Origin of the sequence: Arenimonas sp., assembly GCF_041919775.1 — a bacterium.
In the GTDB taxonomy this organism is placed as follows: Bacteria; Pseudomonadota; Gammaproteobacteria; order Xanthomonadales; family Xanthomonadaceae; genus Arenimonas.
The window spans coordinates 1-22265 of the sequence record NZ_JAYRTE010000017.1; the positions used below are offsets into that span (position 1 = coordinate 1).

The 22265-nt window shown below is 69.1% G+C and carries 19 protein-coding genes and 1 tRNA gene; 12 read left to right on the top strand and 8 right to left on the bottom strand.

Features of this window, described 5'->3' with window-relative positions:
- Nucleotides 1–80 precede the first annotated feature (80 nt).
- Entirely contained in the window at nucleotides 81–1031 is a 951-nt protein-coding gene (trxB, locus tag ACE3TE_RS10040; protein ID WP_374604547.1) for a thioredoxin-disulfide reductase, read from the bottom strand.
- A 182-nt stretch (nucleotides 1032–1213) separates the two neighbouring features.
- Between trxB and ACE3TE_RS10045 the strand changes: the two genes are divergently transcribed.
- The 3 genes from ACE3TE_RS10045 to ACE3TE_RS10055 all read left to right on the top strand — a co-directional run bounded on the left by ACE3TE_RS10045 (nucleotide 1214) and on the right by ACE3TE_RS10055 (nucleotide 5681).
- On the top strand, nucleotides 1214–3496 hold the full coding sequence (locus tag ACE3TE_RS10045) for a DNA translocase FtsK (RefSeq protein ID WP_374604548.1): 2283 nt from the start codon (nucleotides 1214–1216) through the stop codon (nucleotides 3494–3496).
- Nucleotides 3497–3599: 103 nt separating this feature from the next.
- The gene (gene lolA, locus ACE3TE_RS10050) at nucleotides 3600–4247 is read left to right on the top strand and encodes an outer membrane lipoprotein chaperone LolA (RefSeq protein WP_374604550.1); all 648 of its coding nucleotides are present in this window, start codon (nucleotides 3600–3602) and stop codon (nucleotides 4245–4247) included.
- Between the two features lie 165 nt (nucleotides 4248–4412).
- Nucleotides 4413–5681, top strand: a complete 1269-nt coding sequence (locus tag ACE3TE_RS10055; protein ID WP_374604652.1) for a replication-associated recombination protein A — start codon at nucleotides 4413–4415, stop codon at nucleotides 5679–5681.
- A gap of 6 nt (nucleotides 5682–5687) precedes the next feature.
- On the opposite strand, the gene ACE3TE_RS10060 is transcribed toward ACE3TE_RS10055, so the two are convergent.
- Nucleotides 5688–7442 carry a M14 family metallopeptidase gene (locus ACE3TE_RS10060; RefSeq protein WP_374604552.1) on the bottom strand — a complete coding sequence of 585 codons (1755 nt, stop codon included), beginning with the start codon at nucleotides 7440–7442 and terminating at the stop codon, nucleotides 5688–5690.
- Between the two features lie 74 nt (nucleotides 7443–7516).
- On the opposite strand from ACE3TE_RS10060, the gene crcB reads away from it, so the two are divergent.
- Nucleotides 7517–7906: a fluoride efflux transporter CrcB gene (crcB, locus tag ACE3TE_RS10065; protein WP_374604554.1), complete on the top strand. Its 390-nt coding sequence runs from the start codon at nucleotides 7517–7519 to the stop codon at nucleotides 7904–7906.
- A 7-nt stretch (nucleotides 7907–7913) separates the two neighbouring features.
- Here the strand turns inward: crcB and ACE3TE_RS10070 are convergent, their stop codons facing one another.
- The gene (locus ACE3TE_RS10070) at nucleotides 7914–8636 is read right to left on the bottom strand and encodes an rRNA pseudouridine synthase (RefSeq protein WP_374604555.1); all 723 of its coding nucleotides are present in this window, start codon (nucleotides 8634–8636) and stop codon (nucleotides 7914–7916) included.
- Nucleotides 8637–8889: 253 nt separating this feature from the next.
- On the opposite strand from ACE3TE_RS10070, the gene serS reads away from it, so the two are divergent.
- From serS to ACE3TE_RS10085, 3 genes are all read left to right on the top strand, one after another.
- Nucleotides 8890–10170 (top strand): serine--tRNA ligase, encoded by a 1281-nt coding sequence (gene serS, locus ACE3TE_RS10075; RefSeq protein ID WP_374604557.1) that lies wholly within the window; start codon nucleotides 8890–8892, stop codon nucleotides 10168–10170.
- Nucleotides 10167–11135, top strand: a complete 969-nt coding sequence (locus ACE3TE_RS10080; RefSeq protein ID WP_374604558.1) for a LysR family transcriptional regulator — start codon at nucleotides 10167–10169, stop codon at nucleotides 11133–11135. Before serS ends, ACE3TE_RS10080 begins: the two co-directional genes overlap by 4 nt.
- A gap of 21 nt (nucleotides 11136–11156) precedes the next feature.
- Nucleotides 11157–11246 (top strand) — tRNA-Ser (locus ACE3TE_RS10085).
- 25 nt (nucleotides 11247–11271) lie between these two features.
- Here ACE3TE_RS10085 and ACE3TE_RS10090 read toward each other — a convergent pair.
- Nucleotides 11272–12258 carry a CPBP family intramembrane glutamic endopeptidase gene (locus tag ACE3TE_RS10090; protein WP_374604560.1) on the bottom strand — a complete coding sequence of 329 codons (987 nt, stop codon included), beginning with the start codon at nucleotides 12256–12258 and terminating at the stop codon, nucleotides 11272–11274.
- Between the two features lie 266 nt (nucleotides 12259–12524).
- On the opposite strand from ACE3TE_RS10090, the gene ACE3TE_RS10095 reads away from it, so the two are divergent.
- A complete protein-coding gene (locus tag ACE3TE_RS10095) occupies nucleotides 12525–13175 on the top strand; it encodes a response regulator (RefSeq protein ID WP_374604562.1) in 651 nt (216 codons plus the stop codon).
- Nucleotides 13176–13245: 70 nt separating this feature from the next.
- Here ACE3TE_RS10095 and ACE3TE_RS10100 read toward each other — a convergent pair whose 3' ends face one another.
- The gene (locus tag ACE3TE_RS10100) at nucleotides 13246–16209 is read right to left on the bottom strand and encodes an Rne/Rng family ribonuclease (protein ID WP_374604564.1); all 2964 of its coding nucleotides are present in this window, start codon (nucleotides 16207–16209) and stop codon (nucleotides 13246–13248) included.
- A gap of 365 nt (nucleotides 16210–16574) precedes the next feature.
- Between ACE3TE_RS10100 and ACE3TE_RS10105 the strand changes: the two genes are divergently transcribed.
- Nucleotides 16575–17537, top strand: a complete 963-nt coding sequence (locus ACE3TE_RS10105; protein WP_374604566.1) for an RluA family pseudouridine synthase — start codon at nucleotides 16575–16577, stop codon at nucleotides 17535–17537.
- 91 nt (nucleotides 17538–17628) lie between these two features.
- Here ACE3TE_RS10105 and ACE3TE_RS10110 read toward each other — a convergent pair whose 3' ends face one another.
- Nucleotides 17629–17973, bottom strand: coding sequence for a 4a-hydroxytetrahydrobiopterin dehydratase (locus ACE3TE_RS10110; protein ID WP_374604568.1), 345 nt, complete (start codon nucleotides 17971–17973; stop codon nucleotides 17629–17631).
- Between the two features lie 58 nt (nucleotides 17974–18031).
- Between ACE3TE_RS10110 and ACE3TE_RS10115 the strand changes: the two genes are divergently transcribed.
- Together ACE3TE_RS10115 and ACE3TE_RS10120 are read left to right on the top strand one after the other, a co-directional pair.
- A complete protein-coding gene (locus tag ACE3TE_RS10115) occupies nucleotides 18032–18619 on the top strand; it encodes an NfuA family Fe-S biogenesis protein (protein ID WP_374604570.1) in 588 nt (195 codons plus the stop codon).
- 87 nt (nucleotides 18620–18706) lie between these two features.
- Nucleotides 18707–20140, top strand: a complete 1434-nt coding sequence (locus tag ACE3TE_RS10120) for a hypothetical protein (protein WP_374604572.1) — start codon at nucleotides 18707–18709, stop codon at nucleotides 20138–20140.
- Between the two features lie 57 nt (nucleotides 20141–20197).
- Here the strand turns inward: ACE3TE_RS10120 and ACE3TE_RS10125 are convergent, their stop codons facing one another.
- Nucleotides 20198–20551, bottom strand: a complete 354-nt coding sequence (locus tag ACE3TE_RS10125; RefSeq protein ID WP_374604574.1) for a cytochrome c — start codon at nucleotides 20549–20551, stop codon at nucleotides 20198–20200.
- An 11-nt stretch (nucleotides 20552–20562) separates the two neighbouring features.
- Entirely contained in the window at nucleotides 20563–20889 is a 327-nt protein-coding gene (locus ACE3TE_RS10130; protein ID WP_374604575.1) for a cytochrome c, read from the bottom strand.
- A gap of 206 nt (nucleotides 20890–21095) precedes the next feature.
- On the opposite strand from ACE3TE_RS10130, the gene ACE3TE_RS10135 reads away from it, so the two are divergent.
- A complete protein-coding gene (locus ACE3TE_RS10135; protein WP_374604576.1) occupies nucleotides 21096–22265 on the top strand; it encodes an efflux RND transporter periplasmic adaptor subunit in 1170 nt (389 codons plus the stop codon).

Genomic DNA, 22265 nt, shown 5'->3' on the forward strand with positions numbered 1-22265 from the left:
GCCTTCAGGCGCGAATCTCTTGCCTTTGCCGGTGGCAAAGGACCGATTCGCGCCTGAAGGCGCTCCTACGGGTCGGGCAGTCATTCCTTGTCGAGGAACTTCTCGGCGTCCAGCGCCGCCATGCAGCCGAAGCCGGCCGAGGTGATGGCCTGGCGGTACACCTGGTCGGCGACGTCGCCGGCGGCGAACACGCCCGGCACCGTGGTGGCGGTGGCGTTGCCCTCGAGGCCGGAGCGGATGGTCAGGTAGCCGTTGCGCATCTGCAGCTGGCCCTCGAACAGCGAGGTGTTCGGGGTGTGGCCGATGGCGACGAAAAAGCCCTGCACGGCGATTTCCCGGGTGGACTCGTCCTTGGTCGAACGGATGCGCATGCCGGTGACGCCGCTGTCGTCGCCCAGGACCTCGTCGACCGTATGGTCCCAGATGATCTCGACCTTGCCGGCCTGGGCCTTGGCGAACAGCTTGTCCTGCATGATCTTTTCCGAGCGCAGCTTGTCGCGGCGGTGCACCAGGTAGACCTTGCGGGCGATGTTGGACAGGTAAAGGGCCTCTTCGACCGCGGTGTTGCCGCCGCCGATCACCGCGACATCCTGGTCCCGGAAGAAAAAGCCGTCGCAGGTGGCGCAGGCCGAGACACCCTTGCCCATGAAGGCCTGTTCGCTGGGCAGGCCCAGGTACTTGGCGCTGGCGCCGGTGGCGATGATCAGTGCGTCGCAGGTGTACTCGCCGCTGTCGCCGACCAGGCGGAAGGGACGGCGCGAGAGGTCGGCGGTGTGGATCTGGTCGAACACGATCTCGGTTTCGAAGCGCTCGGCGTGGGCCTGCATGCGCGCCATCAGGTCCGGACCCATCAGCCCGTGCGCGTCACCCGGCCAGTTGTCGACCTCGGTGGTCGTCATCAGCTGGCCACCCTGCTGCAGGCCGGTGACCAGGACCGGCTTGAGGTTGGCGCGGGCGCCGTAGACGGCGGCGGAGTAGCCGGCCGGGCCGGAACCGAGGATGAGCAGGCGGCAGTGCTTGGGGGCGGTCATGTATGATTCTTCAGGTTCGAGGGGTGTGTCGCGCAGGCCATGTAGCTTGTAGGCCACGCCCCTGCAAATCAAGGCGAACGCCCGGTCCTCAGTGTTCCGGGGTATAAACAGCCAGTTTCATCGACCTTCTGGGGCAATTTTTCTCGGTGGCGCGAACTTCCGATCGAAGCACCAACGTTGGCATGGACCGCCGCCAGAAGCTCTGGCGTGAACTCGCGCTCGTCGCCCTTTCACCGCTGCTGCTGTACCTGCTGGCGAGCCTGCTCAGTTACCACACCGACGACCCGGGCCTGTCGCGCACGGGTTCGGTGGCCGGCCCGCTGCACAACGTCGGCGGCCTGGTGGGCGCCCACGTCGCGGACCTGGCCTTTTCGATCTTCGGCTACGTCGCCTACACGGTGCCGCTGGTGCTGGGCGGCATCGCCTGGATCGCGCTGTTCGGGCTCGATTCCGACGGCGACGGCCGCGTTGATTTCGGGCCGGCGCTGCGCCTGGTCGGCATCGTCGGTTTCCTGGTCTCGGCCTGTGGCCTGGCCCACATCCTCGGCGGTGCCGCGCCCGACCTGCCCGAAGGCTCGGGCGGCATCCTGGGCCAGCTGGTCGGCAGCTCGATGCGCAAGGTGTTCGGGGGCATGGGCGGCAACCTGTTCCTGGTCTCGGTGGTGCTGATGTCGGTCACCCTGGCCACCGGCCTGAGCTGGTTCGCGCTGATGGACTGGATCGGCGGCAAGGTCCTGGCCCTGTTCGCCCGGCTGGGCACGCGCACGCGCCAGGCCGCGGAATGGCAGCGGGCCCGGGTGCTGCGCGAGGAGCGCGAAGAAGTGCGCAAGGTCGATTCGGCCAAGCGAGCCAAACGCGAGCCGGTGCGCATCGAACCGCCGGCCAAGCCGGTCATCGAGAAGTCCGAACGTGCCCAGCGCGAGCAGCAGATCCCGCTGTTCAACGTTGGCGGCGGCGAAGGCCTGCCGCCGCTGTCGCTGCTCGACGATCCCAAGGAACAGCCCAAGGGCTATTCCGAGGAAACCCTGGAAACCCTGTCGCGGCAGATCGAGTTCAAGCTCAAGGACTTCCGCGTCGAGGTGCAGGTCGTGGGTGCCTATCCGGGCCCGGTGATCACCCGCTTCGAGATGGAGCCGGCGCCGGGCGTGAAGGGCAGCCAGATCAGCTCGCTGGACAAGGACATCGCGCGCGGCCTGAGCGTGAAATCGGTGCGCGTGGTGGACGTGATCCCGGGCAAGTCGGTGGTCGGCCTGGAGATCCCGAATTCGCACCGCGAGACCATCTACCTCAGCGAGATCCTGCGTTCGAAGGAATACGACAAAGTCGCCTCGCCGCTGGCCATGGCCCTTGGCAAGGACATCGGCGGCCGGCCGGTGGTGGTCGACCTGGCGCGCATGCCGCACCTGCTGGTCGCCGGCACCACCGGTTCCGGCAAATCGGTGGGCGTGAACGCGATGGTGCTGAGCCTGCTGTACAAGTCCAGCGCCAAGGACGTACGCATGCTGATGATCGACCCGAAGATGCTGGAACTGTCGGTCTACCAGAACATCCCGCATCTGCTGGCGCCGGTGGTCACCGACATGAAGGAGGCCGCGAATGGCCTTCGCTGGTGCGTGGCCGAGATGGAGCGCCGCTACAAGCTGATGAGTGCCGTCGGCGTGCGCAACCTGGCCGGCTTCAACCGCAAGGTCAAGGACGCCCAGGACGCCGGCCAGCCGCTGATGGACCCGCTGTTCCAGCCCAATCCCGACCTTGGCGAAGTGCCGCGCCCGCTCGAGGCGCTGCCCTACATCGTCGTGTTCATCGACGAATTCGCCGACATGATGATGATCGTCGGCAAGAAGGTGGAGGAGCTGATCGCCCGCCTGGCGCAGAAGGCCCGCGCCGCCGGCATCCACCTGATCCTGGCCACCCAGCGGCCGTCGGTGGACGTGATCACCGGCCTGATCAAGGCCAACATCCCGACCCGCATCGCCTTCCAGGTGAGCTCGAAGATCGACTCGCGCACGATCCTTGACCAGTCCGGCGCCGAAACGCTGCTGGGCAACGGCGACATGCTCTACCTGCCGCCGGGCACCGCGATGCCCGAGCGCGTGCACGGCGCCTTCGTCAGCGACGACGAGGTGCACCGGGTCGTCGCGCACCTGCGCCAGAACAGCAGCGGCCCGGACTACATCGAGGGCGTGCTCGAGGAAGTGCAAACGATGGGCGACGGTATCGTCGTCGGTCCCGGGGGCCTGCCCGAGGCCAGCAGTTCGGGCGACGAGTCCGACCCCCTGTACGACGAGGCGGTGAAGGTGGTCACCGAGACCCGGCGTGCGTCCATCTCCGGCGTGCAGCGCCGCCTGAAGATCGGCTACAACCGCGCTGCCCGCCTGATCGAGGCCATGGAGGCCGCCGGCATCGTCACCCCGCCCGAACACAACGGCGACCGCCAGGTGATCGCGCCGCCGCCGCCGCGCTGAGCCGGCCGGCGGCCCGGTGGGTTTAAGCCGGCGTTCAAGCGCCCCACGCGCCGTTCAGCCAAGCCGCGACACACTGGCCCGCAACGCAACCAAGGTAATCCCCATGCGCCTGCTCATGATCCTGACGCTTGCCCTTTCCGCGCCGCTGGCCCATGCCGGTGCGCGTGCGCAGCTCGACGCCTTCGGTGCCGGCATGACGGGCATGGCGGCGGACTTCGAGCAGCGCGTGCATGCGCCCGACGGCGAACTCCTGGAGACGTCCAGCGGCAATCTCAAGCTGCGGGCGCCCCGGCAGTTCCGCTGGGAAGTGGTGAAGCCGTTCCCGCAGCTGATCGTCGCCGACGGCACCCACGTCTGGATCCACGACCCGGACCTCGACCAGGTGACCGTGCGCATCCAGAGCCACGAGGAGCAGGGCAGCCCGCTTTCGGTGCTGGTGGACCCGACCGAGCTCGACCGCCAGTTCAAGGTGAGCGAGGGTGGCCGCTCCGACGGCCTGTCGTGGCTGCTGCTCGACCCGCGCAATGCCCAGGAGTCGGCGTTCGAAAGCGCGCGCCTGGGCTTCGATGCCGGCGCGCTGGTGGTGATGGAGATGAGCGACGGCCTCGGCCAGCGCACCGAGGTGCGTTTCAGCGACTGGCAGCGCAACCCGGCCTTCGACGCCGCCACCTTCGCCTTCACCCCGCCGCGGGGCGCCGATGTGGTGGGCGAGATGGCCCAGGCCGCCGAAGTGATGCCGCTGGCCGATTGAGGGAAGGGGACAGGTGCAATTTTGGTGAAGCCAAAATTTGCACCTGTCCCCAAGCCCGGGCAGCACCGTCCCCCGAGCCGGTAGACTTCGCCCGTGACCCGCAAATCCCAGCCCGCGCCGACCCTGTTTGCACCGCCCGAGGGCCTCAAGCCCCTGGCCGAACGCATGCGCCCGGCGAGCCTGGACGACATGGTCGGCCAGCGCCGGTTGCTGGCGCCGGGCTCGGCGCTGCGCCGCGCCGTCGAGTCCGGACGCGTGCATTCAATGATCCTCTGGGGGCCGCCGGGCTGCGGCAAGACCACCCTGGCCCTGCTGCTGGCGCGTTACGCCGAGGCCGAGTTCGTCGCCATCTCCGCGGTGCTGTCCGGGCTGCCGCAGGTGCGCGAGGTGCTGGCGGCGGCCGAGGCGCGCTTCAATGAAGGCCGCCGCACGGTGCTGTTCGTCGACGAGGTGCACCGGTTCAACAAGACCCAGCAGGATGCCTTCCTGCCGCACATCGAACGCGGCAGCATCCTGTTCGTCGGCGCCACCACCGAAAACCCCAGCTTCGAACTCAATTCGGCGCTGCTCTCGCGCTGCCGCGTGCACGTGCTCGAGGCCGTGTCGGTGGACGACATCATCGCCGCGCTGCGCCGCGCGCTGCACGACGGCGAGCGCGGCCTGGGCGGGCAGGGCGTCGAAGTGGACGAGACGCGCCTGCGCGACATCGCCGGCGCCGCCGACGGCGACGTACGCCGGGCGCTGACGCTATTGGAAATCGCCGCCGAACTGGCCGCCGATGAAGGCGGGAAGATCACCGAAGCCACGCTGGCCCAGGTGCTGGCCGACCGCACCCGGCGTTTCGACAAGGGCGGCGAGCTTTTCTACGACCAGATCTCGGCCCTGCACAAGTCCGTGCGCAGTTCGAACCCCGACGCGGCGCTGTACTGGTTCGCGCGCATGCTCGACGGCGGCTGCGATCCCGGTTACCTGGCGCGGCGAATCACCCGCATGGCGGTCGAGGATATCGGCCTGGCCGACCCGCGCGGCCTGCAGATCTGCGTCGAGGCCTGGGACACCTACGACCGCCTCGGCAGCCCCGAGGGCGACCTGGCGCTGGCGCAGGCGGTGATCTACCTGGCCAGCACCGCCAAATCCAATGCCGGTTACGTGGCCTTCAAGGCGGCGCAGGCCGACGTTCGCGACACCGGCACGCTGGACGTGCCGCTGCACCTGCGCAACGCGCCGACCAAGCTGATGAAGTCGCTCGGCTACGGCAGCGGTTACCAATACGACCACGATGCGCCCGAGGGCATCGCCCTGGACCAGACCGCGTTCCCGGAAGCCATGGGCGAGCGCGTGTACTACCAGCCAGTGGAGCGTGGCCTGGAGATCAAGCTCAAGGAAAAGCTCGACCGCCTGCGCGCCGCACGCGAGGCGGCGCGCAAGGGCTGAGCCGCCTCAGCGCGGGTCGCTGTCCACGCGCAGCACCGGATAGCGATCCAGCGACTGGTCGTAGGAAGGGTGCCGCCGGTAGAAGAAGCCCAGCCTGTCCGACGGACTGGCGGCGAACGCCGCGTCTTCGGCGAGGCGCTTTTCGAATGCCTCGCGCAGCGCCGGATCGGCCGCCAGCATCTCGCGGGCCACCGCTTCGGCCACGTAGGCCTCCATGTATTCCTTGGCCTCGAAATGGTTGTTGAACCAGCCCCAGGCCAGCAGGGAATCGGGCGCCTGCGGTTCAAGCAGCGCCATCACCACCCGCGAGCGCGGCTGCCGGATCGGCACGAACAGCGCACCCCCGCCCAGGGCCACGCGGTCCGCGGCCCACTCGCCAACGACGGTGAGCCTCTGGTGACCCTCCACCGGCGTAGCGCCGAACGTCTTGCTGCCGGCCCGGAAGGACTGCACCGCGGTTTCGTCCACGGCGCCGAGTTCATGGAAGACCAGGCCGTGCAGGCGCAGTTTGCCGGCCACGAAGGCGGCATGTTCGGCCGGCACCAGATAGCCGGCGCCCGGCCGCGACACGGTGAGCGACGGCTGGACGTCATCGCGCAGCGGCACCTGCCAGACCTGCGGCGTCTTTTCGTCGTAGCGGGTCATCAGGGCGCCGGAGATTTCCGACGGTTCGCGGGTGTAGGCGTAGCCGCGGAAATCGATCGTGCGCACCTTGTCGCTGGCCGCGAAGCTCAGCGGCGCCGGCGAGGGGTCGGGCTGGCTGGCCGCCAGGTCGGCCGCGCGCGCGGCGCGCTGCCAGGCCTGGCCGTGTTCGGCGATCTGTTCGAGCACCGACACCACGGTGTTGCGGGTGCTGCGCACGCGCTCGGGGTAGGTGCGCCAGGAATGGGTCTCGACCAGCATGGCCAGCCGGTTGCGCATCCAGAAATAGCCGGTGGAAAACCGCGGCGGCGCCACCGAGTCGCTGAAACCCGAGGACGGGTCGTCGTAGACCTCGAAGGAGGGATAGAAGGGCAGCGGCAGCGAGCCCTGTTCGCTGAGGTCCGCGATGACGGCGTCGCGCCACTGCCGGCCGATGGCCCGCAGGGCCGGGTCGCCGGCATGCAGCGGTTCGACCTGGATCGCGATGTCGTGTTCGAACTGGGCGCCGTTGGTGGCATGCAGGTCCACCACGGCCAGCGGGTCCCATTCGTTGACCAGCGCCAGCATCGCCTGCATTTCCGGCGCGTCGGCCTTGAGGTAATCGCGGTTGAGGTTGTAGTTCTGCGCGGTGGTGCGCCAGCCCATTTCCACCGGGCCGCGCTGGTTGGGGCGGTTCCAGGCACCGAAGCGCTCGTGGCCGTCGACGTTGAACACCGGCACGAACAGCAGCACCTGCCTGTCCAGCGCGCCGGCGGCGGCCTTGCCTTCAAGCACCTCGCGCAGGGCCAGGAAACCGGCGTCCTTGCCGTCGATTTCGCCGGCGTGGATGCCGCCCTGCACCAGTACGACCGGCAGGCCCTCGCGGCGCGCCGATTCCGGATCGAGTGCGCCCGAGGTGGAGGCCGCCAGTGCTTTCATCGGCCGGCCCTGGGGCGTGGTGCCGAAATCAAGGCAGCGCACCGCCTTCGGGTAACGCGCGGCGAATGCTTCGCACAGCGCCTCGACCTCGGCGTAGCGCCCGGTGTGGGTGAAGCCGGAGCGTTCGGCCTCGGTGGTGAGCGGCCCGGCGGCGAAAGCGGGCAGGGCGGTGGACAGGAGCAGGAGCAGGGGCAGGCGCATGGAGATCCGTTCGATTCGGCACAGGCGCAAAGCGTACAAGCTTCCGTGCCGCGGTTTCGATTAGTCTTCTGGCCATGAACTGGACCCTGCTCTGGCTGGTGATGGCGGGCGGCGCGCTCGGCGCCGGTGGCCGCCACCTCATCGGTGGCTGGCTACTGCGGCAGTTCGGCGAGGGGATGCCCTGGGGCACGCTGGCGGTGAACCTGCTGGGCAGCCTGGCCGCGGGGTTCCTGCTGATCTGGCTGGAAGGGCGCGGGTCGGGCGCGATGTATGCACGCGCCTTCCTGGTCGTCGGCGTGCTGGGCGGACTGACCACGTACTCGGCGCTGATGCTCGAATGCCTGGTGTACGCGCGCGCGGCCAGGCCCGGCGCGATGCTGGCCTATCTTGCGATCACGCTGGTCGGCGGCCTTGCCCTGGTCTGGGCCGGCGCCCGTCTCGCGACGTGGCTGCGCCCGGCCTGAGGCCGGCTCAGAAGCGTTCGAGCACCGGCAGGTAGCGCCACTGTCCCGCGGGCATTTTCGAAAGCCCGACCCGGCCGATGCGCAGGCGACGGATGGCGGTGGCCTTCAGGCCGACCTCGGCGCACAGATGTTCGAGCAGACCCGGGCGCACGCCCTTGATCGCGAACCGCAGGCGCTGCTCGCTCTGCCAGCTGACGCGGAACGGCGCGACCGGCCAGCCCTGGAACGTCGTGCCGCCGGTCAGGCGGTTCCAGCCATAGGGCGCGAGCTCGCCTTCGACATCGACGTTGAATTCCTGCTCCAGGCGTTCGCCGTCCTGCCTGAGCTTTTGCAGTACGCGGCCGTCCTGGCTGAAGACCATCAGGCCGCTGGCTTCCACCGGCAGCGGCATCGCCGGCTGCAGGCGGGGGAAGTGCCGCTGCAGCAGGCGCCAGCCCGAGGGGTCGTCGGCCCAGCGGTTCGCGGGCACCAGCAGCGCTTCGGCGGGGTTCGCGCCCGCGCCGGGATCGTAGCCGGCCGGCTTGTGCAGCAGCATCGTCGCCGGCTCTGCCGGGTCGGGCCGGGCATCGGGCAGCAGGGCCACCACTTCCGTGGTGACCGCATGCTGCGGCGCCTCGACCACGACGCCGTCGACGGTCACCCAGCCACCCTGCACGTAGCGTTCGGCCTCGCTGCGCGTGCAGCCGGTGATCTCGACCACGCGTCGGGCCAGGCGGACCGGTTCGGTCATGACTTGCGGGCGGCCTTCTTCAGGTCCTTTTCGGCGCGCTTTTCCTTCGGGGTCTTTTCCGGCTTCTTCTTCTCGTTCTTTTTCTGGTTCAGGCCCTTGGCCATGGTGGTGCTCCGTGATGCCGCCGCGCGGATGCGCGGCCCGGCGGGCGACAGCATGCGCCCAAGCCGCGGGAATCGCCATGATTTTCGTTGCACCGGCGTCCGGCGCGGCGCGATAATGCGCCGCCCTGTTTCATTTATGGAATGACCCCATGCTCGATCCGACCCTGCTGCGCGGCCATCTCGCCGACACCGCCGCGCGCCTGAAGCAGACCCGCGGTTTCGACCTCGACGTGGCTGCGTTCGAAAGCCTCGAGGCCGAGCGCAAGGCCATCCAGGGCCGCACCCAAGAGCTGCAGAACCTGCGCAATACCCGGTCCAAGGCCATCGGCCAGGCCAAGGCCAAGGGCGAGGACGTCGCGCCGCTGATGGCCGAGGTCGCCGGCATCGCCGACGAACTCAGGGCCTCCGAAGCCCGCCTGGACGCGCTGCGCGCCGAGCTCGAAGCCATCGCCCTGGCCATTCCGAACCTGCCCGATGCCAGCGTGCCGGCCGGCGCCGACGAAAAGGACAACCAGGAAGTGCTGCGCTGGGGCACGCCGCGCCAGTTCGACTTCGCGGTGAAGGACCACGTCGAGCTCGGTGCCCGCGACGGCTGGCTCGACGGCGACACCGCCGCCAAGCTCAGCGGCGCGCGTTTCACCGTGCTGCGCGGCCCGCTGGCGCGCCTGCACCGCGCCCTGGCCCAGTTCATGCTGGACCTGCACGCCGGCGAACACGGGTACCTGGAAACCAACGTACCGCTGATCGTCAACGCCGACAGCCTGCGCGGCACCGGCCAGCTGCCCAAGTTCGAGGACGACCTGTTCGCCACCGACTTCGGCGACGACCGGCGTTACCTGATTCCCACCAGCGAAGTGCCGCTGACCAACATCGTGCGCGACAGCATCGTCGAGGACGGCGAGCTGCCGATGCGCATGACCGCGCATTCGATGTGCTTCCGCGCCGAAGCCGGCAGCCACGGCCGCGACACCCGCGGCATGATCCGCCAGCACCAGTTCGAGAAGGTCGAGCTGGTGTCGATCGCGCGTCCGGAAGAGTCGGACGCCGAACACGAGCGCATGACCGGCTGCGCCGAAGCCGTGCTGCAGAAGCTGGGCCTGCCTTACCGCAAGGTGCTGCTGTGCACCGGCGACATGGGCTTTTCAGCGGTGAAGACCTACGACCTGGAAGTCTGGCTGCCCAGCCAGGACACCTATCGCGAGATCAGCAGCTGCTCGAACTGCGGCGACTTCCAGGCCCGGCGCATGCAGGCGCGCTGGCGCAACCCCGCCACGGGCAAGCCCGAGCCGGTGCATACCCTCAATGGTTCCGGCGTGGCCGTGGGCCGCGCGCTGATCGCCGTGATGGAAAACTACCAGCAGGCCGACGGCAGCATCGAGGTTCCGGCCGCGCTGCGGCCCTACATGGGCAACCTGGAGCGCATCGGATGAACCACCCCGACCTCAACGACCTGCAGTTCTACGCGATGGTGGTAGAACACGGCGGTTTCGCCGCCGCCGAGCGTGCGCTGGGCGTGCCCAAGTCGCGCCTGAGCCGCCGCATCGCGCAGCTGGAGAACGAACTGGGCGTGCGCCTGCTGCAGCGCTCGACCCGCAAGTTCGCGGTCACCGAGGTCGGCCAGAGTGTCTATCGGCACGCCCAGACCATGCTGGCCGAGGCCCAGGCGGCGCGCGAGGCGGTGGACCGCGTATCGGCCGCGCCGCGCGGCACGATCAAGGTCAGCTGCCCGGTGGCGCTGGCCCAGGAGCTGCTGGCGCCGCTGCTGCCGCAGTTCATGAAGACGCATCCGCAGGTGCGCATCCAGCTGCACGTGAGCAACCGTCGCGTGGACGTGATCCAGGAAGGTTTCGACGTCGCGCTGCGCGTGCGCTCGCAGCTCACCGACGACAGCGAGATGGTGGCGCGCAGCTTCGGCCAGCTGCGTGAGCTGCTGGTTGCCAGCCCGCGCTACCTCGACCGCATCGGCCGTCCGCAGGTACCTGCCGACCTGGCCGGCCACACGACGCTTTCGATGAGCGACGACGACGCGCGCCAGCGCTGGACCCTGCACGGACCCGAAGGCCAGGTACAGCGCGTGGACCTGACGCCGGCGCTGATGGCCCAGGATTTCCCGCTGCTGCTGGCAGCGGCGCGCGACGGCCTGGGCGTGGTGCTGCTGCCCGAGCTCAGCTGCGCCGAGGCGATCCGGAACCGCGAGCTGGAGGTCGTGCTGCCGCAGTGGAGCCTGCCGCAGGGCATCTGCCACGCCATCTATCCCTCGCGCCGCGGCCTGCTGCCGGCGGTGCGGGTTTTCATCGATTTCCTTGCCGAGCACTTGCCGGCGAAGATCCAGGACAGCAAGCTCAAGTGCGGCACGCCCGGCGGCGTGCCCTGCGAGGGCGTCGCGGCTCCTTAGTCGCAAGCCCGAAACAGTTCCGGAAGAGTGGCCGAGCGGTTTAAGGCACCGGTCTTGAAAACCGGCGAAGGGTCAAACCTTCCGTGGGTTCGAATCCCACCTCTTCCGCCAGATTCGACGCCCGCGGCCCGTTGGCTCAGCCCCGGGTCGCGACGTGCAGGGCCAGCGCCAGTACGTTGTAGCCGCCATGAGCCACCAGGCAGGCGGGCAGGGAGCGGGTGAAGGCGTAGACCGCGGCGAAGATGGCGCCCAGCAGCAGCGTGCCCGCCAGCTCCGGTCCGGCGAAGGGCAGGTGGATCGCGGTGAAGGCCAGCGTCGACAGCGCGCAGGCGGGCAGCAGGCCCACGGCGCGTTCGGCGACCGGGATCAGCCAGGCCCGGAATGCCAGCTCTTCCAGGAAGGGCGCGTATACACCGACCAGCAGGATCACCGGCAGCGCCAGCGGGTCGGCGCCCAGGCCTGCGACCGGGTCGCCGCCCGTCATTTCTTCCGGCCAGGCCAGGTGGAACAGCCAGCCCAGCCCCTCGACGGCAACCAGTCCCGCCAGTGCGCCGGCAAGACCCAGTCCCAGCGTTCGCAGTACGGGCGCTGGCACCCGCCAGGGCGCAGGCAGCGCGAAGGCGGTCCCGAAGCCCCAGTAGGCGATCAGCAGGGTGCCCGTGGGCAGGACCAGCGCCAGCAGCAGGGTGACCAGCGAATCGTCCCAGGCGGTCGGGTCCAGCGGGCTGGGCAGGTCATTGAAGATGAAGACGTGGGACTCGCAGGCGTACACCCCGGACGCGCGCACCAGTTCGTCCAGCGTGGCCCTGGCGGGAGCCAGCTCGAACTCGCGCAACCGGGAAAAGCCGATGGCGACGTCCTGTGCCCCGCATTCCGCAGGCCGGTGGTCGGCGAAACCGCCCGGCGCGAAATCGCCGTTGGTAAACACCGGATGCCCGACCACCGCCTCGCGCAGCGACGCGAGCTGCGCCGGCGTCCCCTGCACCCAGGCCAGCGTGCGGTCGTGGTGGCTGAGCGTGGTCAGCGCCAGCACCCAGGCGGCCATCAGGCCCACCAGCAGGGCGGGGAGCAGTAGGGAGAGCGCGAGCAGGCCGATGCGCGGGAGGAGTCGGAGGCGGGGCATGCCTTGGCCGGGCGGTGGGTGGAGGAGCAGTGTCGTTCGCCGGCCCGCAGGTGTCTGTCGGTTGCCGGCGCGGATGGCGGTAGGGATTTTCGACGCTCGCCCGGCCGTGTGGTGCATTGCCCCGGCAACTTGTACGACGGCGATAACGGTGTTCGCGCCTTTGTCGTCGCGTAGGAAATAACCTAGCGATCAGGCGGCAAGTTGCCATAGCCGCGCCAACGCTACTTCACCTAGCGTGGGCACCGAACCCTGGGGAGGGACCAACAATGATCCGAGTTTTCATCGTGGACGACCATGCACTGGTGCGCACGGGCTATCGGCTGATCCTGGAACAGGCCGGTACCGTGGAGTTCGTTGGCGAGGCTGCGACCGGCGAAGAAGCCTTGCCACAGGTCCGGCGACTGCGGCCCGACGTGGTGCTGTGCGACCTCCACCTGCCGGGCATCAGCGGCCTGGACGTGACCGAGCGCATCGTGCGTGCCGACCTCGGCACCCGAGTCATCATTGTTTCGATCCAGGAAGACGGGCCGATGCCGCGCCGCCTGATCGAAGCCGGCGCTTCGGGCTACCTGGGCAAGGGCTGCGATCCGCAGGAGCTCGTGCGTGCGGTCGGCGACGTCTTCCGCGGCCGGCGCTACCTGGCCACCGAAGTCGCCCAGCGCATGGCGCTCGACGGCTTTGGCGGGCAGGCATCGCCGTTTGACCTGCTGTCGCCGCGCGAACTGCAGGTGGCGAGGCTGCTTTGCCAGGGGCTGCGCATGGAGGAAATCGGGCGCCGGCTCAGCCTCAGCGGCAAGACCGTGGCGACGCACAAATACCGTCTGTTCGAGAAGTTGGGCATCCGCGATGCCATCTCGCTGGCCAGGCTGGCCGGGCAGCATGGCATTTCCGATCCGGCCTCGGCGCTGACGGCCTGAGCCTGCCCTGCGAAAACAACAAGGGCGCCCTGAGGCGCCCCTGTCGTCAAGCCGGGGATCTGCCCCGCGCTCAGCCGGCCTTGTCGGTCGGCAGCGGCCTGGTCTCGTCGGGGTCGGCCAGCGACCAGTCCGGAGCCGTCGGCGTCTTGTCCGCATCAGCGGCAGCGGCGGATTCGCTTTCGGCGGCAGGCACCGCCTCTTCGGCCGGCGCCTCTACCTGCACCACCGGCGGCGCCGGATGGTTCGGAGGCGAATCGAACTGCGCCGGCTGGGTGCGCAGGTAGGGATTCACCGGCTCGGCGTCGGGAATCAGGCTCTGCTGCACCGGCGGCGGCGCCACCTTCGGGGACTCGGCGACGACGGGCGCGCTGGCTTCGGTCCGGGCCTCGACCGCGGTCGGCGCCGGCTTGCTTTCGACGGCCACCGTCGGCGCCGCGGGCTGCGCTGCCGGCTGGGCCTGGGCGGCCGGCGGCGAAACGCCAGCGGCTGCCGGTTCGACCTCGGCCGGTTCGGATGCAACCGGCTCGCTGGCCGGCGGCGGAACGGCCTTGGCGGGCGCGGGCACGTCCACCGCCACCACCGCGGCGGCCGAAGCCGCCACCGCGGGCACGACGGCCGGCGCCGGCGGGGTGATGTCGTCGAAATCGGATTCCGCCGCGGTCACGGCCGGAGCCGTGGCCTCGGACTGCTTGCCGGACGGAGCTTCGGCATCGGGACCACCGGCGTCGTCATCGTCGTTACCCGGGTCCTCGTTGCCGCTGGCGTCGGTGCCGGTATCCGCGCGACGGCGGCGACGACCGCCCCTGCGGCCGCGACGGCGACGGCTGCCGCCTTCGGACGTGGCTGCGTCATCGCCATTGCCTTCCTTGCCGTCCTCCTGGTTGGCCAGCGCCAGGTCCTTTTCGTCCTGCTTTTCGCCGTCGTCCAGGGCCGTGGCTGCGCCGCCGGCGGCGATCGCCGCCTGCTGCCGCGCCTCGCGCGCCTCGCGGCGCTCCTCTTCACGCTTGAGGTTCTCGAGACGCTGCTGTTCGCGGCGCTCGGCGTCCTTTTTCTGGTTTTCCTCGCGGCGCTGCTGGGCCTCGGCCCGCCTGGCCTCGTCCTGGCGCTTCTGCTCTTCGCTGCGTTCGGCCTTGGGCGTCTTCTGCTTGGCGGCCTGCTGCGCCGGCTTGGCGCCGCGATCGCGCTCGATGCGCTCACGCCGCCCGCCGCGGTCGCGACGACCGCCCCGTTCAGTCCGCTCGCCGCGGTCAGGTCGTTCGCCACGCGCAGGCCGATCGCCCTGGCGCGGCTTCTTGTTCTCCTCGACGGCCGGCGACTCGTCGCCGGCGAACAGCGCCGCCAGGCGCGCAAAGAAGCCGCGCTTGGCCACCGGGGCGGCCTGGATGGCTGCGGGCAGCGGCGCCGGCTCGGGCGCTTCCTCGCGCACCGGCGCCGGGTTCGGCGGGCGCACGGCGGTCACGGCCGGCATGTCGGGGACGTTGATATGCGACTTGGTCAGCGCGTGCACGGCCAGCTTGCGCGGCGTGGTGCGGTGGTAGCTGGGACGGGCACTGTCTTCACCCAGCTCGTTGTCGCGCAGGCGGCTGATGTTGAAGTGCGGGGTCTCGAGCTGGTCGTCGGCCACCACCACCACCGGGGCGTCGTGCCGGGTCTCGATCTCGACCAGGGCGCGGCGCTTCTCATTGAGCAGGTAGTTGGCGATTTCCGGCGGCGCCTGCACCAGCACCTGGCCGGTGTTTTCCTTCATCGCGTGCTCTTCGGCCAGGCGCAGGATCGACAGCGACAGCGATTCGACGCTGCGCATGCGGCCATGGCCTTCGCAGCGCGGGCAGACCACCTGGCTGGACTCGCCCAGGCTCGGGCGCAGGCGCTGGCGGCTCATCTCGAGCAGGCCGAAGCGCGAGATGCGGCCGATCTGCACGCGCGCGCGGTCCTGCTTCAGGGCAACCTGCAGGCGCTCTTCGACCTGGCGCTGGTGCTTGCCCGAAGCCATGTCGATGAAGTCGATCACCACCAGGCCGCCCAGGTCGCGCAGGCGCATCTGGCGGGCCACTTCGTCGGCGGCCTCGAGGTTGGTGTTGAACGCGGTGTCCTCGATGTCGCTGCCCTTGGTGGCACGCGCCGAGTTGACGTCGATCGCGGTCAGGGCTTCGGTCTGGTCGACGACGATGCTGCCGCCCGAGGGCAGGCGCACCTGGCGCTCGTAGGCACCTTCGATCTGGGATTCGATCTGGTAGCGGTTGAACAGCGGGGTGGGGTCTTCGTAGAACTTGAGCTTGCGCAGGTTCTGCGGCATCACCGACTGCATGAAGTCGCGGGCCTCGTCGTACATCTCCTGGGTGTCGACCAGGATCTCGCCGACATCGGCGCGCAGGTAGTCGCGCAGGGCACGGATGATCAGGCGCGATTCCTGGTAGATCAGGAAGGGCGCCGGCTTGGACAGCGCGGCGTCGGTGATCGACTTCCAGACCTGCAGCAGGTAATCGAGGTCCCACTGCAGCTCGTCGGCGGCGCGACCGACGCCGGCGGTGCGGATGATCACGCCCATTTCCTCGGGAATGGTCAGCGCGTCCATCGCTTCCTTCAGCGCGGCGCGGTCGTCGCCCTCGACCCGGCGCGAGACGCCGCCGGCGGTGGGCGAGTTGGGCATCAGCACCATGTAGCGGCCGGCCAGGGAGATGAACGTGGTCAGGGCGGCGCCCTTGTTGCCGCGTTCTTCCTTTTCGACCTGTACGACGACTTCCTGGCCTTCGCGCAGGAATTCCTTCAGGCCGGCCTTGTTCGGGTCGACGCCGGGGACGAAGTAGTCGCGGGAGATTTCCTTGAGCGGCAGGAAGCCGTGGCGCTCGCCGCCGTATTCGACGAAGGCGGCTTCAAGCGAGGGTTCGAGCCGGACGATGCGGCCCTTGTAGATGTTGGACTTCTTTTGTTCCTTCGAGGGCTGCTCGATGTCGATGTCGTACAGGTTCTGGCCATCGACGATCGCCACGCGCAGTTCTTCGGCCTGCGTGGCATTGATCAGCATACGCTTCATGGTGGATTCCTCACGCGCTCGTACCGCGAGGAACGCCGGGGTCCGCGCCCGATGTTTCGGGCCTGGGGCGCATTGCGCACCCGGGCCTGGCAGGAACTTCCAGCGCTACAGACCTTGGGCGTACCCACGGGAGCGCTTGTTTTGTTTGTTCGGTCTCAGGGCCCGGACCCCGCCTCGCGGCGTCCGGTGTTCGCAGGCTCGCAAGCCCGCGGCAATATCCGTCCGCCTTCGGCACCGGCTAACATGGTCACCCCCGTGGGGTGTGGTAGCGGTTCCTCGGGATTCTCAGGGGTCGGCTTTCGGCCGGGGAGCCCCTGCGAAATCAGGACGTTATCTCGCGCAGTGATTGTATAGGGGCAACCCCCATGGCGGCAAACCAAGATGTCTCGACCGGTGTGAGACTGGTCCGGGTCCCGGAGGACCGGGATGGCCAGCGGCTGGACAACTTCCTGCTTTTGCAGCTCAAGGGCGCTCCCCGCAGCCTGGTCTACAAGCTGGTGCGCAGCGGCCAGGTCCGGATCAACGGCAAGCGGGCCAAGGCCGACAGCCGCCTGGCCGGCGGCGACGAGGTCCGGATCCCGCCGGTCCGGCTCGAGGCCCCGGGCGAGGCCCGGACCCCGCCCAAGGGCATGCTCGAGCGCCTGGCGGCCAGCATCGTGTTCGAGGACAAGGCCCTGCTGGCGATCAACAAGCCCAGCGGTATCGCCACCCACGGCGGCAGCGGCATCAGCTTCGGGGTCATCGAGGCGCTGCGGGCGATGCGCCCGGGTGAACCGCTGGAGCTGGTGCACCGGCTCGACCGCGACACCTCCGGGGTGCTGGTGCTGGCCAAGAAGCGTTCGGCGCTGCTGGAGCTTCAGGCCCTGATGCGCGCCGGAGAGGACGACGAAGGCCCGGCCAAGCGTTACCTGGCGCTGCTGGTCGGGCGCGTTCCGAACGGGACCTTGACCGTCGACGCGCCGCTGCAGAAGTCGGTGCTGCAGGGCGGCGAGCGCATGGTGCGGGTCGATCCGTCCGGCAAGCCCTCGGTCAGCCACGTAAAGGTGCTCGAGCGCCGCGGTGGCCACAGCTTCTGCGAAGTGCGCATCGAAACCGGCCGCACCCACCAGATCCGCGTGCACGCCGCCCACCTGGGTCATCCGGTGGCGGGCGACGAAAAGTACGGCGACCGCGAGGCCAACAAGCGCCTGGCCGAACAGGCCGGCCTGCGCCGCCTGTTCCTGCATGCGGCCTCGATCGAATTCGCGCTGCAGAAGGGTGCGAAACCCTACCTGATCAACGCGCCGCTTTCGGACGATCTGGTCGCCGTGCTCAACCGCCTGGGCTGAGCTGGAGTGTAGGAGCGCCTTCAGGCGCGAATCATTTCTTTGCCGAAGGCAAAGCCAAAAGATTCGCGTCTGAAGGCGCTCCTACAGGGGATCACTGCGCGGCGAGCAATTCGGCCTTCGCGGCGCAGGTGAAGTCGTTCTCGCTCAGTCCGCCGACGTCGTGGGTGGAATAGCGCACCACGGCGCGGTCGTAGTGCACGCCCAGGTCGGGGTGGTGGTCTTCGGCGTGGGCGACGTAGGCCAGCGCGTTCACGAAGGCCATCGTGCGGTAATAGTCCTTGAAGCGGAACGTCCGGGTGATGGCCGTGTCTTGCTCGGCCAGTTCCCAGCCGGGCAGGGCGGCCAGGCGGTCGGCGACGTCCGCGGCACCGAGCTGGTGTTCGGGGCCCTTGAGCGGCTGGCAGCGGCGATCCGCGAGTTCATTGATCGTGGTCATGACAGCTTTCCGATGGCGGGAGCAGCCAAGTATAGGGCTGGGCGTTAGAATGCAGGCCATGATCAACCTGTCCGAAAGTGCCCAGGCCTATTTCCGCCGCCTGCTCGAAACCCAGGGCGGCGACGCCGTCGGGATCCGTCTCTCCGCCGTTGAACCAGGAACGCCACGCGCCGACGCCCGGCTGGAGTTCTGCGATAACGACGATCTGCTGGGCGACGAATGGGCGATCGACTGCGAGGGTTTCACCCTGTTCGTCGATGGCCCCAGCGTTCCATACCTCGACGCGGCGGAGATCGACTACGCCAGCACAGGCACCGGCGGCCAGCTCAACATCCGGGCGCCGCGCATCAAGGGTGAAACGCCGGGCACGAACGCGAGCCTGGTCGAACGCGTGCGCTGGCTGATCGAATCGGAGATCAATCCGCAGCTGGCCTCGCACAAGGGCCGGGTGGCGCTCGAGTCGATCGATGCGGACGGCGTCGTCTACCTGCGCTTCGGCGGTGGCTGCCATGGCTGCGGCATGGCCGACGTGACGCTCAAGCAGGGCATCGAGAAGCAGATGATGGCGAAGTTCCCGGAGGTCACGGCGGTGCGCGATGCGACCGACCACAGCACCGGCAGCGCTCCCTACATAGCCCGCGGCTGAACGCGGCCTGCAGCTGTCCGGAGCCTTAACCGTTTTTTTTCAGGGTAGGCCGTTAGTCTCTGCGAGCCTTCCCCCCGTGCGTGGCCCGTGACCGACACCATCGAGACTCCCGATCCCGCACAGGCCCTGGTCGATGCCGACCACCGCTGGCAGCCGATCCCCGACGCCGATCCGATGCCATGGCGCCTCCGCGTCGGCCTGTGGCTGATCATTACCGGCGGCCATCTGCTGGCATTCTGGATCATGGACTCCGGCCGCTGGGTCGAGCCCCTGCCGCCGCCGCCGCGCGAAACCACGCTGGTATTCCTCGAGCCCGAGCCTGTTCCCGAGCCGGAGCCGGAGCCGGAGCCGGAGCCCGAGCCCGAGCCCGAGCCTGTTCCCGAGCCTGAGCCGGAGCCGGAGCCTGAGCCGGAGCCGGAGCCGGAGCCTGAGCCTGAGTCTGAGCCTGAGCCTGAGCCGGAGCCGGAGCCGGAGCCGGAGCCGGAACCAGAGCCCGAAGTCGAACTCCCCGCCATCGAACGCCCCGTGCTCGAAGCCGTCGAGGTGCCCGAGCCCGTGGTGGACTCCCCGGTACTGCGGCCGTCGCCGGTGACGGTCGACATCGCCATCGAGGATGCACCCGCACCCACGCAGATAACGCGGGTGCAGGCCGAGGCGCCCACCCTCGAAACAACGCCACGCACCGACCTGCCCAGGCCGGATCCCGGCATCGCCCTGGCGCCCGTGCTCGACAGCCCCGAGGTCGAACGCACCCGGCCGACGCTGGCGTTCGAGCCGCTGGACCCGGACAAGAAGAAAAAAACGCGCATCGTGGTTGATCCGATCACGCTCGAGCCGCTGGAAATCGACGAGCCGCTGGCCGGCGATCCGCCGCCGCCGGACGCGCCCGCGCCGGGCCAGCAGGCGGCCGATGTCTGGGCGCCGGAATCCCGCCCGGGCAGCCAGGCCCTGCAGGCCGTCGAGCCGACGCCGCGCGCCGGATCGCTGTCGATCTACAACCCGGACGGTTCGCTGGCCCTGCCCGATGAAGTACGCGAGCAGATCGCCGACGCCGGCGGCGACGATCGCCGCTTCGGATTCCGGCAGCCGGGCCTCGAAGAGTCGGCCGAATTCATGAAGCGCCGCAAGGTGTTCGAATACGAACCCACGCGCTTCGACGCCAGCTGGCGCCCGGACACCGACCTGCTGACCGAGTTGCTGGAAAAGGCCGTGGAGGCCTCGACGATGTACGTCGATATCCCCATTCCCGGCAGCCCCGGCTCCAAGCTGCGCTGCGGCGTCGTGCTGCTTGCCGGCGGCGGCGGCTGCGGCATCGTCGACGCCAACGCCGGCGAAGCCGCGGTCAACGCCGGCGACGACCCCAATACGCTCAGCGCCGAAGAGCGGCGCCAGTGCGACCTGTGGTGGGAACAGATCGTCGACCCCGAAAGCCACGCCGCCTGGCGCCGCACGCGCGCACTTTACGAGATCGAGTGCCGCAAACCGCCTGCCACCGACCCGATGCCCCCGCGCCAGCCCTGAAACGAAAAAGGCCCCGCGATGCGGGGCCTTCCGATGCTGCAGCCAGGCGCCGGGGAATCAGCGCTGGTCGACCTTGCTCAGGTCCTGCAGGTCGCCGTCCTGGGCGGCGTAGAAGGCCGACAGGTCGTCGATGTCCTCGTCGCTGAGCGCGGCGGCCATGCCGGCCATGATGGCGTTCTGGCGTTCGCCCGACTTGTAGTCGCGCAGCGCCTTCGCCAGGTATTCCGGGTACTGGCCGGCAAGCTTGGGATAGGTCGGGTCCAGCGATTCGTTGCCGGTGGGGCCGTGGCAGGACGCGCAGGTCTTGGACTTTTCCTGGCCGGCGGCGACATTGCCGACCGGGCCGGCGGCACATACCGGGGCGGCCAGGGCCAGCAGCGACAGGGCGGCGAGGGTACGGATGGACTTCATATGCGCGGCCCTCACTTCTCGTTCTTCACACTGGACAGGTAGGCAGCGATGTCGGCGATCTCCTGGTCGGAGAAGGACTCGGCCTGGGCCTGCATGGTCGGATGCTTGCGCTCGCCCTTCTTGTAGGCGTTGAGCGCCGAGACCAGGTAGGCCTCGTTCTGGCCGCCGACCTTGGGCACGCGATAGGTCGGGTAGGCGTTTTTGTAGTCTTCGATGCCGTGGCAACCGGTGCAGGTATAGAACAGCGCCTTGCCATTGGCGGCGTCGCCCTGGGCGGCGGCGGGCAGTGCGGCAAGGGCGAGCGCCAGGCTGGCGGCGGGCAAGAGGATTCGCTTCATCAGGAATTGTTCCGGCTCGAAAGGGTCGGATGGACGGCGTAAACCGAAAGTATAGCCGCAGCATCCTTCCCGAGACGAGGGGGCCCGGTTGGCGTCGTGATGATCGCGGTCCCTGGTCGGCATCCTGACTTCCGGCATGTGCGGCTCCGGGGGCCTGACCTGTACTGTTCTATTCAACTACAACACCCTAGCCAGAAGCCGCCCCCATGAAGACTTCCCGCACCTCCCCGCAGTCCCGTTCCCTCGCGGCCCTGGCCCTGGCCATCTCCCTGGTGCTGGCGGGCTGCGGCGGCGGCGAAGCCCCGGCCGACGGCAAGTCCGGCGAGGCTGAAAGTACGGCCAAGGCCGAAGACGGCAAGGCGGACGAGAAGAAGGTGGAGGCGGTGCCGGTCGAAGTGGCGGCCGTCGCCAAGCGCCCGATCGCCGCCAGTTTCTCCGGCACGGCCAACCTCGAGGCGCCGGGCGAAGCCCAGGTGGTGGCCAAGACCTCGGGCGTCCTGCTCGAGCTGCTGGCGGAAGAGGGCGACCAGGTGAAGGCCGGCCAGGTGCTGGCCCGCATCGACCCGGAGCGCCCGCGCCTGGAAATGGAGCGCGCCCGCGCCACCGTGCGCAAGCTCGAGAACAACTACCGGCGCTCGCAGGAACTGCTCGAATCCAAACTCGTCAGCGCCGAGGCCAGCGACCAGATCCGCTACGACCTCGAGGCCGCCCGCGCCCTGTACCAGCTGGCGCAGCTTGAACTGTCTTACACCAACATCGTCGCGCCGATCGACGGCGTCATCGCCGCACGCGCGGTCAAACCCGGCAACCTGATCCAGCTCAATTCCAGCCTGTTCCGCATCGTAGATACCTCGCGCCTGGAGGCCGTGCTGAACGTGCCCGAACGCGACCTGGCGACGATGCAGGAAGGCCTGGCGGTGCGCATGACCGCGGACGCGATGCCCGGCACCGTGTTCGAGGGCGTGATCGACCGGGTCAGCCCGGTGGTCGATGCCGGCAGCGGCACCTTCCGTGTCGTCACCGCCTTCCCGGGCGGCGAAGGGCTGCGCCCGGGCATGTTCGGCCGCATCGAGGTCGTGTACGACCAGCGCAGCGACGCCCTGACCGTTCCGCGCGCGGCGCTGCTGCAGGAAGGCGGCGAGACCTCGGTCTTCGCCGTCCGCGACAGCAAGGCCGTGCGCGTGGCAGTTGAACTGGGCCACGTCAGCGGCGACCTGGCCGAAGTGCGCAAGGGCCTGGACGAAGGCGACCAGGTGGTGACCGCCGGCAAGGTGGCGCTGCGCGACGGCGCCAGGGTGGAGGTGCTGAACCCGCCGGCGGGCGCGGTGGCGATCGACGCCGCCCAGGTCGCCGACGCCGCCAAGGCCGGCCGCTGA